Annotated in this window: 7 protein-coding genes and 1 pseudogene; 5 read left to right on the forward strand and 3 right to left on the reverse strand. The window is 52.1% G+C overall.

Features of this window, described 5'->3' with window-relative positions; all coding sequences use genetic code 11:
• From ACN0XZ_RS18635 to ACN0XZ_RS18645, 3 genes and pseudogenes are all read left to right on the forward strand, one after another.
• Positions 1-183, forward strand: a pseudogene (locus ACN0XZ_RS18635) (aldehyde dehydrogenase family protein); the annotation flags it as partial.
• A gap of 233 nt (positions 184-416) precedes the next feature.
• A complete protein-coding gene (locus ACN0XZ_RS18640; RefSeq protein WP_417459326.1) occupies positions 417-2,876 on the forward strand; it encodes a TonB-dependent receptor plug domain-containing protein in 2,460 nt (819 codons plus the stop codon).
• A gap of 69 nt (positions 2,877-2,945) precedes the next feature.
• Entirely contained in the window at positions 2,946-4,034 is a 1,089-nt protein-coding gene (locus tag ACN0XZ_RS18645) for a dipeptidase (protein WP_417459327.1), read from the forward strand.
• An 81-nt stretch (positions 4,035-4,115) separates the two neighbouring features.
• Here ACN0XZ_RS18645 and katG read toward each other — a convergent pair whose 3' ends face one another.
• Together katG and ACN0XZ_RS18655 are read right to left on the reverse strand one after the other, a co-directional pair.
• Positions 4,116-6,272 carry a catalase/peroxidase HPI gene (katG, locus tag ACN0XZ_RS18650; protein WP_417459332.1) on the reverse strand — a complete coding sequence of 719 codons (2,157 nt, stop codon included), beginning with the start codon at positions 6,270-6,272 and terminating at the stop codon, positions 4,116-4,118.
• A 220-nt stretch (positions 6,273-6,492) separates the two neighbouring features.
• Complete coding sequence (locus tag ACN0XZ_RS18655) at positions 6,493-6,942, reverse strand: MarR family winged helix-turn-helix transcriptional regulator (RefSeq protein WP_417459328.1); 450 nt, start codon at positions 6,940-6,942, stop codon at positions 6,493-6,495.
• A 240-nt stretch (positions 6,943-7,182) separates the two neighbouring features.
• On the opposite strand from ACN0XZ_RS18655, the gene ACN0XZ_RS18660 reads away from it, so the two are divergent.
• Positions 7,183-9,441 carry a TonB-dependent receptor gene (locus ACN0XZ_RS18660; RefSeq protein WP_417459329.1) on the forward strand — a complete coding sequence of 753 codons (2,259 nt, stop codon included), beginning with the start codon at positions 7,183-7,185 and terminating at the stop codon, positions 9,439-9,441.
• A gap of 204 nt (positions 9,442-9,645) precedes the next feature.
• Here ACN0XZ_RS18660 and ACN0XZ_RS18665 read toward each other — a convergent pair whose 3' ends face one another.
• The gene (locus ACN0XZ_RS18665) at positions 9,646-10,248 is read right to left on the reverse strand and encodes a hypothetical protein (protein ID WP_417459330.1); all 603 of its coding nucleotides are present in this window, start codon (positions 10,246-10,248) and stop codon (positions 9,646-9,648) included.
• 348 nt (positions 10,249-10,596) lie between these two features.
• Here ACN0XZ_RS18665 and ACN0XZ_RS18670 point away from each other — a divergent pair.
• Positions 10,597-12,006, forward strand: a 1,410-nt coding sequence (locus ACN0XZ_RS18670) for a hypothetical protein (RefSeq protein WP_417459331.1), incomplete at its 3' end; no start/stop codon positions are given.

A 12,006-nucleotide genomic window follows, 5' to 3' on the forward strand; every position in this document is an offset into this window, starting at 1 on the left:
GCCAATGTGAACATCGGCACATCCGGCGCAGAGATCGGTGGTGCCTTCGGCGGCGAGAAGGAAACCGGTGGTGGCCGTGAGAGTGGTTCAGACGCCTGGCGCGCCTATATGCGCCGCCAGACTTCAACCGTAAACTACTCCAAGGAACTGCCCCTCGCTCAAGGCATAAAGTTCGATCTGTAAAAAAGGAAAAGGCCCGCCCGAGCGGGCCTTTCAAATCTCAGAAACCACGCAATATCATATAGTTGCACAACACGCTGTAATTGCGTGTCGCATATTCCTCCAACTTTCGTTTTATCTCCAGCACCCCTTGCCCCCAAGCGCTCGATCAACGTGGGCTGGTGGCCTCCAGGTGGTGCTGCAAAGAAAGAGAAGGTTTTCCTTCTCCGCAAACAAACGACCTTAGGGAGGTTATTATGCGGTATATGAGGCCTTGGCTGTCATCCGTCTCAGCGATCGGACTGGCAGCGGCGGCAATTGCCCCAACATATGCAGATGACAGCGACATTGCTGAAATCGAAGAATTTGAAGAGATCATTACACTTGGTTCGCGTCGTCAGGGCCGGACAGTAGCTGACAGCCCTGTTGCTGTTGATGTCTTCCTGCCCAAAAACCTGGAAAGCACCGGCTACACGGATGTGAACACCGCGCTTCGCACACTGGTACCAAGCTTCAACGTAAAACGGCTGCACCTGAATGACGGTTCGTCTTTCGTGCGTCCGGTAACGCTGCGGAGTTCCCCGGCTGACCACGTGCTTCTGCTTTTGAATGGCGAACGGCGGCACCGGTCTTCCGTTGTGCAAATCGGTACAGGCCACGCCACCACGTCAGGTTCGCAGGGTCAGGACTTTAACGTTTTGCCATCCATTGCTTTCAAGTCAATCGAGGTATTGCGCGACGGCGCGGCGGCTCAATATGGCTCTGACGCCATTGCCGGTGTGATCAACATGACCATGAAGAACGCCAGCGAAGGCGGTTCGGTTACCGGTCACGCAGGCAAATACATCGATGGCGGAGGGGAGACTTTCGATGTGCAAGGAAACATCGGCCTGCCTCTTTCCGCGAATGGCTTCGTAAACCTGAGCGCCCAGTACAACAGCCAAAACAAGACAGAGCGCGCAGGTATTCACAAAGGCGCGCAGGCCCTGATTGATGCGGGTGTACCCAATGTTCCAATGCCCGCAATCAACACTGGTGAGCCAGAGTATGAAGCGATCAAAACCGCATGGAACACAGGCCTGCAACTGAATGATACCATGCGCGCCTATATGTTTGGTAACTACACCAAATCTGACAGCACGGTTGGTTTCTACTATCGTCAATCAGTCGCGAACAGCGGCGGTGGCGCGCACGCGACCTTTGCAGATTCTGCATTCGATGAAACAGAAGCACATCCTGAGAAGTTTGACCTGACGGAAATTTACCCAGGTGGTTTCACCCCGCAGTTTCGTGGTGACCAGATCGACTTCAGCACCGTTGTTGGCTTAACCAACGAAGATGAAGATAGCCTGAGCTGGGATCTCTCCTTCCGCTGGGGTCGCAACAAGATTGACTATACCATCTTCAACACGATCAACCCATCATTGGGTGTGAACTCGCCAACATCCTTCAAGCCGGGCTCACTGGCACAGCGCGAGTATCAAGTAGATGCTGAAGCCTGGTATAATGTGAAGAACGACATCTTCTTCAGCGACATCACCATTTTTGGTGGCATGTCTTACCGGAACGAAGCCTATACGATCGGCGCTGGCGACAAGGCATCATATGCCATTGGCCCGCTTCGTGACCTACCTGTGGGCTCAAACGGTTTCCAAGGTTTCAGCCCTGACGTTGCGGGTGCTTTTGGCACAGACAGCTATGCCTTCTATATCGACGCAGAAGTTGATGTAACCGAAAACTGGTTGGTGTCAGCCGCCGCGCGCTACGAAGACTATCAGGCGTTTGGTGACAACTTCAGCTACAAGGTCGCCACCAAATATGACCTGAGCGATAACCTGTCGCTTCGCGGTGCAATGAGCACGGGCTTCCGCGCCCCCGCTGCTGGTCAGGTGTTTGGCGCAAGCCAGACTTCTCAGTTGACTCAAGCCGGTGATTTTATCCTTGATGCAGTTTTGACGCCGGGTTCTGAAGAGGCACAGCTTTTTGGTTCCACCCCGCTGGTGCCGGAAACGTCATTCAACCTTTCAGCAGGTATCGTGATGTCGCTCGAGTCAGGCCTCACCTTCACGCTTGATTTCTATCAGATCGACGTTGATGACCGTCTACTACTGAACGATTCCATCAACACCACTCAGGCGCAGCGCGATGCCCTGGATAGCCTCGGTTATCCCAATGGTCGCTCTGTGCAACAGGTGCGCTTCTTCCAGAACCGTCTTGATACACGCGTTCGCGGGTTTGACCTCGTAAGCACCTACACTCATTTCTGGGGTGAAGGTGATACCTCAACCGATTTCAATCTCGCGGTGAACTACAATGAGCAAATTCTCAGAAGCGACCCGGCGGGTGTGTTCTCGGAAGGCAAAGTGCACGAGTTTGAACGCGGTATCCCACGCTGGAACGGTAACCTTGGCATCACGCATCATGTTGGTGATTTCGACTTCATGGTTCGTGGTATCTACTATGGCGCCTGGGACCGGAACGGTATCGCAGCTGACCCCGTTCTTCACCGGTCAGCAGAAGTGTTGTTCGATGCGCAGATAACCTATGCCATCAATGAAAACTTCGAGGTGCATGTTGGTGGACGTAACATCTTCAACAAATATCCTCCAGGCCGCGAGGCAGCGATCTTTGAACCGCTTGGCATTCTATATGACAACCATGCTGTGTTTGGCCTTAGTGGCGGATACTACTACGCAGGTTTGAAGTATAACTTCTAACAGGCATTTTCGGGCGGCTCCGGCCGCCCGTTTATATTTTGCCCCATCAATTCGCGCGGGAGAAACTCCATGATCACACGCCGCAATTTCACGCTCGGCCTCACTGCTGGTGCAGCGACCCTTGCCACCAGCACATCAGCACTCGGCACCCTAAATAAAACCAGTCAAACCCCAACCCAGAAGGCCTTTATCTTTGATGCTATGGGTGAAATCAGGGATGTCTATACTGATAGCCTGATCTCCGAGATCATCGATAGTGGCTTGAATGCCATCACTGTCACACTCTGCGACCCCAAAACCTATGAACAGGAAGCGTTTGATGTCACCCTTGCAGGCATTCACGAGTATGACACGATCATCAAGAACAACAGCCAGTTTTACCTGAAGGCCACATCGGTAAAGGATATTGAGCGGGCGCGGACTGAAAACAAGATTGCCCTGTTCTACCTTACGCAGAACTCGACTCACATTGGCCGTGACCTTGATAAAATTGATCTTTTCTACAATCTCGGGCAGCGAGTATGCCAGATCACCTATAACTACCAAAACTGGGCGGGCTCTGGCTGCAAGGAGAAAAACGGCTCAGGCCTCACCAAATTCGGCCATGAGCTTGTTGAAAAGCTCAATAGCACCAACATGCTGATAGACCTATCACACGCGAACATGCGCACAATGGCAGATGTGGCCAAGGCCTCCACGCAACCGGTACATATCTCACACACCTGCGCTATGGCATTGTTTGAGAACGAGCGGAACACCACAGACGAAAACATGAGGGCTGTGGCCGACACAGGCGGTGTTGTCGGCATTTGTCAAATGCGTCCGTTCATGACCCATGAAAAAAAAGACGTTCTGCATGTGTATTTTGAACATATCGAGCATGCCATCAAGGTCGCAGGCGTTGAGCATGTCGGGATCGGGAGCGACAGAGACCATCGTCGGCTCAATATGACACCTGAATATATCGCAGAGCTAAAACGCGAAGAAGGCGCCAATTTCAATGACAAAGAATGGCCGCTTTACTTTGAGGAGCTTAACGGCCCAAGGCGTATGGAAGTTATCTGGGACGGCATGAAAAAACGCGGTCATAGCACCTCAACGCTCGAAAAGGTTTTTGGGACCAACCTATTACGTCTCTATCGCGACGTAATAGGCTAGCCCCCATATGTGAAAGAAGGCCAGCATCCTTTGATGCTGGCCTTCTCAATAGCTTATTAATCGGTAATATAGCTTACGCTATTAAAGATCGAAACGGTCCGCCTTCATTACCTTCGTCCAAGCACCCACAAAGTCCTTCACGAACTTATCTTCAGCGCCTTGAGTGGCATAAACTTCTGAGATAGCCCGCAACTCACTGTTAGAGCCGAAAATCAGATCAACCGGCGTTGCTGTCCACTTCACATCCGTAGAGCCGATAGTATGCCCTTCATAGATACCTTGCGCACTTGAAGACTTCTTCCACGCCGTTCCCATATCAAGCAGGTTTACAAAGAAATCATTGCTCAATGTGCCAGGCTTATCCGTAAACACACCGTGTTTTGCACCGCCGGTGTTGGCGCCCAGTACACGCATGCCACCCAGAAGGGCCGTCATCTCAGGCACGGTCAGGTTCAGCATCGCTGCCTTCTCTACCAGCATTTCTGCGGGCGAACGTGGGTTATCCGCTTCAAAATAGTTACGGAAACCATCTGCCGTCGGCTTCAGTACATCAAACGCGGACGCATCTGTCATTTCAGCCGTCGCATCAGTGCGGCCCGGCATAAACGGTACTGTCACTTTATGGCCCGCGTTCTCCGCAGCACGCTCAATAGCGGCAGCACCGCCCAGAACGATCAGGTCAGCAAGGGAGATTTTCTTGTTCCCCGCCTGTGCCGTGTTGAACTTGTTTTGGATGCCCTCAAGTGTTTTCAGAACCTTGGCAAGCTCCTTAGGGTTGTTCGCTGCCCAGTCTTTCTGCGGTGCCAAGCGAACGCGCGCACCATTTGCACCGCCGCGCATATCGGTACCGCGGAAGCTGGATGCAGACGCCCACGCCGTGCGCACCAGCTCAGGTACGGTCAAGCCAGATGACAGCACTTGTGCTTTGAGTGCGTTGATATCGCTCTCATCCACAAGCGCATGGTCAACCGCTGGCACAGGATCCTGCCAGATCAGCGCTTCAGAGGGCGCCATTGAACCCAGATAACGGGTACGCGGGCCCATATCGCGGTGCGTAAGCTTGAACCATGCTTTCGCGAACGCCAGCTCAAACTCCTCAGGGTTATCGAGGAAGCGCTGGGAAATCTTGCGGTACTCGGGGTCAAACTTGAGCGCGAGATCGGTTGTGAACATGATTGGTGCATGACGCTTCATCGGGTCATGCGCATCCGGCACAAACTCTGAAGCGCTTTCATCGTCGGGAATCCACTGCGTGGCACCCGCCGGGCTTTTGGTTTTTACCCAGTTGAACATAAAGAGGTTTTGCAGATAGTTGTGTGTCCACTCAGCTGGGCTGATGGTCCAGGCACCTTCAAGGCCACTGGTGATCGTGTCGGCGCCCTTGCCGCTTTTGTAGCTGTTCTTCCACCCCAGGCCCTGTTCTTCAAGGCTTCCGGCTTCCGGTTCAGCGCCCACATATTTGGATGGGTCTGCAGCACCGTGTGCTTTACCAAAGGTGTGACCACCAGCGATCAGGGCCACTGTCTCTTCATCACTCATAGCCATACGGCCAAAAGTGTCGCGAATGTCTTTTGCCGCCAGCAGCGGATCAGGGTTGCCGTTTGGCCCTTCCGGGTTCACATAAATGAGCCCCATACGGGTTGCAGCCAGCGGCCCTTTAAGTTTCCTGTCAGCGGTGTGGCGATCGCTACCGAGCCATTCGCCTTCCGGGCCCCAAAAAACTTCCTCAGGCTGCCACTTGTCGACGCGACCACCAGCGAAACCAAAGGTTTTGAACCCCATCGATTCCATGGCAACAGTGCCAGCGAGCACCATCAGGTCCCCCCAGGAAATCTTGTTGCCATATTTTTGTTTGAGCGGCCACAGCAGACGACGTGCTTTATCAAGGTTCGCGTTGTCTGGCCAACTGTTGAGTGGTGCGAACCGTTGCATGCCGCCGTCTGAACCACCACGGCCATCAAAGAGACGGTATGTGCCAGCGCTGTGCCAAGCCATGCGAATGAAAAACGGACCATAGTGACCATAGTCGGCCGGCCACCAATCCTGTGATGTGGTCATCACCTGCTCAATCTCTGCCTTTAGAGCCTCAAGGTCGAGCGTTTCAAACTCTCTTGCATAGTTGAAGGACGGGTCCATCGGGTCTGCCACTGCGTCACTTTGACGAAGTGGCCCGAGATCCAACTGGTTTGGCCACCAAAAAGAGTTGGTGGGCACTTTGTCATCAGCCGTGACAGTCATGGATGGTGCTGATATTGAAAGACCAACAGCGAGTATCGCGATGGCCGATAATGAATGTTTGAGCATCGGTAATCCCTCCTGATTAGGAAGACTTATCGATAAACCAAAGTTTTTCTTTTCTGAAATTGAATGATCTGATCTCATTAATCTAATAAAACGATTAATTGTCAGATTAATAAGTTATATACTGGATAAATTGGTAACGCCGTCGTGTCAATCGTCAGCCAAGCTGGCGCAGCCGTGCCAACATCTGCCCAAGAAGTGCGTACTCATCTGAGCTGAAAATGGCTTCAATCTCTTTTTGTATCTCGTTCCAGTATGGATAAGCCTCTTCCAGCCTCTCCGCGCCCCGGGTTGTTAGCAACACCTCACGCTTGCGGTTACTGCCCGGCTCCCCTAGATGCACAAGGCCAGCTTTGTGCAGCAATGAGAGATTCCTCGAGAGAGTGGTCCTGTCGACATCCAAGCTTTTCCCAATAAGGGCAAAAGAGTCCGGTTTCAGATAAGATATAGCGTTAAGCAGCGAAAATTGCGTCACGGTCAACCCAACCGGTTTAAGCGCATCATCATACTTTTTTGTCACGACACGGCTTGCCCTCAGCACTCGTGCTGCGGCACATCGCTCCCCTACGTCCCTCACCTTATCCACAAGCCATGCCCTATCGTGCATCTACATCACAGGAGATGCATTCCTTACGTGAAATGAGAAGAAATATCAATAAATTCGCTCTTCAAGTTGCCGGAATCCATTTATGATGTATATACACTATTGGGCGACTATTGAAGGGCCTCACGTGTCAAGTACCCGTATCGTGAGGAAACGTACAAAGGTCAATGATGTATATACAACAAACGACAAAGGGCGCGCCTCTGCCTAGGTAAAGTCCTTTTTTATATCTGGGAGGAAATAATGAAACATCTTCTGACAAGCGCGGGTGTACTAGCGCTTATGTGCAGTTGGAGCACGACAATAGCGGCAGATGAAACCAATGAGAAATCTGGCGCTATAAACCGCATTCTGGACGTTATCACTGTGACAGCCAGAAAGAAAAAAGATCCTGAGAACGTCCAGAACGTACCGGTTGCTGTCACAGCGTTTAATGCAGACACAATTGAAGCTCTTCAGATACGAGATATTGAGAGCTTGAGCTATTCGTCCCCAAACGTGTCGCTGGATGATGTTGGCACCTCAAAAGGTGTCGCGAACTTCTCAATTCGGGGGCTTGGCATCAACTCTTCAATCCCGTCTATTGACCCAACAGTTGGTGTATTTGTTGACGGCGTCTACATCGGCATCAACAACGGCCTGATCCAAGACACGTTTGACCTCAAGTCAATCGAGGTCTTACGTGGTCCTCAGGGCTTGCTGTTCGGCCGCAACACTACAGGAGGCGCGGTCCTGATCAACACCGGCACCCCTACCCCTGAGTTTGAAGCAAAAGCGCGTGTTGCTTATGAAGCCCCTGTCGATAGCGGCCGTGGTGGCGGAAGCTATTATGTGCAGGGTTATATCTCAGGGCCCCTCGTGGACGGCAAGCTAAACGGTCGGCTCTCGGCCTACCTCAACGATGACAAGGGCTATTTCAAGGACCTTGGCACTGGTGAAAATCGCGGGGCAGGAGAAACCACGCTCGTTCGAGGCTCCCTCGAATTTCTACCCACGGAGGGATTTAGTGTCCTTGCGAAGATAGAGCACCTGAATGTGGACGCGGATGGGCCTGTCGGCCAGAATCGCGGCCTTTTTGAGCGAGGCTCTTTCGATTTCTCTAATGACAACAGAGGCCTGTTTGACAGCAAGGCAACACTGGCATCGCTTCGCACAGACCTCGATGTGGGTTTTGGTGACGGTACCGTTACCACTATCTTTGGATACCGAGACTTTGAACAGCAAACAAGCGGCGACATCGACGCCCTGCCTGCTTTTATCTTTCACTCAGATAGTGATCTGCATCAGGAACAGTTCTCTGGTGAACTGCGATATGCCGGGCAGTTCGGAGCGCTTGAACTAACCATGGGCGCATATTACTTCCAGCAGGATGTTGCCTACACCGAGATCCGACATCTTCCGCCCGTCACGCCACTGTCCTTCTATGGTGGTGGTGCTCAAAATCACACTGTTTGGGGTATTTTTGCGCAGACCGACTATCATATCACCGACAGGCTGACCGCAACCGTCGGGCTTCGATATTCTGCGGAAGAAAAAGATGCCACGATCGCTTACACCATACCGCGGCCAATGCCCTGTTCGGTGGTAAACAATACATGCCCAGACGATGTTTCTGACAAAGATGACTGGTCCAACGTAACGCCAAAAATCGGGCTTCAATATTCCGTCTCGGAGACGCTGCAAACCTATGCCTCCTACACCAAAGGTTTCCGATCCGGCGGCTATAATTTCCGCATTACAAACCCGGCCGCGTTTCTGGAACAGGCAGCTCAAGCGGGCTCCCTCTCCTTTGATGAAGAGAGTGTGGACGCGTATGAACTCGGTCTTAAGTACCGCAGCGACGATGGAGGCTTCACCATGAACGTGGCGGGCTTCCTTAACCGGGTTGATAACATGCAACGCGAGGTAAACGTCGCATCGGCCACCTCAGGAGTATCGCAGTTCATTTTGAACACTGCTGACGCTGAAATCCTTGGGCTTGAGATGGAAGCCACCGTTCGTTTGTCAGAAACCTTCCTTCTGATGGGAAACATCGGGCTGATTGACGCCTCTTATCAGGACGTACGATCAGATATTTCTGGAGATGGGGTCACCGACACCAATGATCTTGGGCTTGAAATACCCCGTGTTCCCGATGCCACCTATGGCGTTGGCTTTATTTGGGACAAGAATATAGGGCGAGCGGGTCACCTTACCCTTAGATCGAACCTGCAATATAAAGACGCTTTTGCCTACAGCGACAACAACTTGGGCTGGATCAGTGATGCGACCATGCTTGATGCCAGTCTCGCTTGGCAAACGCCTATCACCGGCCTGACTGTCTCGGTATACGGGAAAAACCTCCTGGACGAGGCAATCGCAGGAAACGATACACAACTTCCCTTCGGCGGGCCGCTCTCAACAGGCCGCGCACAACCCTTTGCAGACCGACCACAGGGCGGCACCTTCTCAACTCTGAAGCGCGGCCGGGTATTGGGGCTGGAGTTGATTATGGCTTTCTAATCAAAGCTGGCCCAAGAGGCTGGAATAAAATGCTGCCACGCCACCTGCTGCAAACCCTCGCAGCGGCCCATGGCGACGCCGCATTATCGTCTCCTCCGTTCTTCCCAAACGGGTGACTACCTCGACCCGGCTCAAACGAGCCGGGTCATTTTTATGCAATTGTTATATGAGCTTACCTGGAGAATAAGCTGCTCCTCGGCCGCCTTATGGTTCAGTGCGCACAGCACGAACATGGTAGCCACCATCCCGCCAAGTTAACCCCTCGTCATCTGACGCTTCTGCCCGCATGCTGAAACTGTCGGGCGTTACATCAGAATATACAAACCGGTTGATGATCTTGGCACCTTCATACATCTCACCGCTTACGGTAGTGGTAAAAGCCCCATCAATGAACTTGCCTTCAATAAATTTCCGATTGCCAAGATTGTTTTGCGCGACGCCTACAATTTCACCCGTTTTTGGATGAACGGAGAACAGCTCCGTTGAAACAAAAACACCCTCACCGGCATTACCATTCGGATGAATCTGTAGCCTCTCTACCGCAAAACCACCCATGGTATACCAAGCCTGCATGCGTGCTTTGGTGTGAGTTGTCTCTCCCTTAATAACGAAGGTGGTGGAAAGTTCCCAATTCCCAATCATGAAAGCGAGCTCGGCCAAGCCTTCAGGTGCTCTCATATCAGGCTTATTTGCCTTATCCGTCGCGACCGACAAATCCGGCGGGACTGCTACCTGCTGAGCCTGAGAAGCACCCGCCGTCAGCAACCAGAGCACCGTTCCAATAACCTGCTTTGTTCCTACCTTCATATCGCGACCTCCCTTCAGAAACTGACAATTCCCCGCACTTTGCCTCCTGCCCTTCACTTCACCAAGGATAAAGCACTCCTCTAGGCCATCAGTTCAGATGGCTGTCTGCCTCGAGATTTCCATCCTGAGTTGATAGGCATTATCTACGAAGCGCGATGGAACGGATCGCCGCCCATAAAATTCGAAAAACGATAGACTTTAGGGGTACGAACAACTGACCGCATACCTCATTCGTCTCACCTCATTGGAGTGGTTGACGCCCCTTCTCCGTCTATAGCTGTGCCTCCCCAAAAAGGGGTAGGGTACCACTGACCAGCAAGCAATATTACGCAAGAGGAAACTGTATTTATGTTGAAGCTATACTATATCGCCGTTCAAGCGGGCTTGATGCTCACGACTTTTGCCGCATCAGCAGGCGATACAGAAGATGCGATAATCGACAAAGCAGTTGCAGCATACGGCGGAGACGCCCTCGTCCAGCTAAAAACCCTGCGTATAAATGATAGTTATAAAGGTTTTCGTAGAGGGCAAAGCCGAAGCGCCTCCGAAGTTGATCAAGTAAGCTACCAGACCAGTACAACGATAGATTTTGAAAACAAGCGGAAGAGTGCTCAATCTATCGGCGGCGTTTATGTGCAGGGCCTCTATGTTCAACACACCTTCTTTAACGGGAAAAAAGGATATCGGCTCCAACACACTGCTCGAACGGTAGAAGAAGCGCCGCGAGCAAGTTTCGCTCGCGCTGACAAAGGAATGTCATGGCGGCTTGATACTGTTCTGGTAAAAATGCTCTTAGAAGCGCGAGCAACGGCTACCTATCAAGGCGAAGAGTTTCACCGCGGCAAACCCCATCATCTCATTGCCTTCAAGCCGGAAGGCTATCCAGAGTTTCACCTGTATATTGACAAGATAACCGGTCTCGTTAGCAAAATGCTCCGGCAGGGTGGAAAGCCTGATAGTTACTATAGCTATGTTTTCAGTGATTACCGTAAACAGGGGCCCTTCCGTTACGCGGCAGATACTTACGTGACGCTTGATGGCATACCCGACAGCCTAAGTGCTGCACGGTCACTAGCATTCAACACAGACATCGACGATGCCTATACCATTCCCGCAACATACGGCCCGCCACAAAAGATGCTTGATGACTCCAAGATGGCTGTCCAGCACCTGGCCGATCACGTGTATCTCGCTGGTGCGAACGGAGGTTTTACGGTCTTTGTTGATGCTGGTGACTATTACATTGCTTCGGGCGGCTATCCTGGCCTTAGTGACCGCTTCAAAGCCATGACGGCATTCTCCGGCATTGACAAGCCACTTCGCTATCAAATCGTGACCCACCATCATGATGACCATATTGGTGGCATGCAAGAAGCGGCGGAGTTAGGTGCAACCTTCATTGTAGCCCGGGAACATGTGAAGGCTGTGCGTGCGGTCATAACATCAGAGCTCGGCGATGATCGCTTCCTGATCGCTGATAATCGCGGTATTTATGCTGATGGCCTTGTTCAGGTGGTGGATGTCGCCAGTTGGCATGCCAACCACAACCTGGTGACCTATATCCCGCATGCCAAGCTGGTATTCAGCGCGGATCATTTTTTCTCATTTGCTGTGAGTGGAGCTCCGGATCCTGCTGAGATGTATGCGGAGTTCAAGGCAGCGCTAGACGAGCATAAGCTTGATATCCAACACTTTGCTGCTGCACACAGTGGCCGCGTACTTAGCTATGATGACCTTGTTTCATCCTCAACAGGCCCA

Source organism: Kordiimonas sp. (genome assembly GCF_048264555.1).
GTDB lineage: Bacteria > Pseudomonadota > Alphaproteobacteria > Sphingomonadales > Kordiimonadaceae > Kordiimonas.

Excerpts from the sequence above, each read along its gene's own strand:
- ACN0XZ_RS18640 (WP_417459326.1), top strand. The coding sequence starts at position 417 with ATGCGGTATATGAGGCCTTGGCTGTCATCCGTCTCAGCGATCGGACTG.
- ACN0XZ_RS18645 (WP_417459327.1), top strand. The coding sequence starts at position 2,946 with ATGATCACACGCCGCAATTTCACGCTCGGCCTCACTGCTGGTGCAGCG.
- katG (WP_417459332.1), bottom strand. The coding sequence starts at position 6,272 with ATGACTGTCACGGCTGATGACAAAGTGCCCACCAACTCTTTTTGGTGG.
- ACN0XZ_RS18655 (WP_417459328.1), bottom strand. The coding sequence starts at position 6,942 with ATGCACGATAGGGCATGGCTTGTGGATAAGGTGAGGGACGTAGGGGAG.
- ACN0XZ_RS18660 (WP_417459329.1), top strand. The coding sequence starts at position 7,183 with ATGAAACATCTTCTGACAAGCGCGGGTGTACTAGCGCTTATGTGCAGT.
- ACN0XZ_RS18665 (WP_417459330.1), bottom strand. The coding sequence starts at position 10,248 with ATGAAGGTAGGAACAAAGCAGGTTATTGGAACGGTGCTCTGGTTGCTG.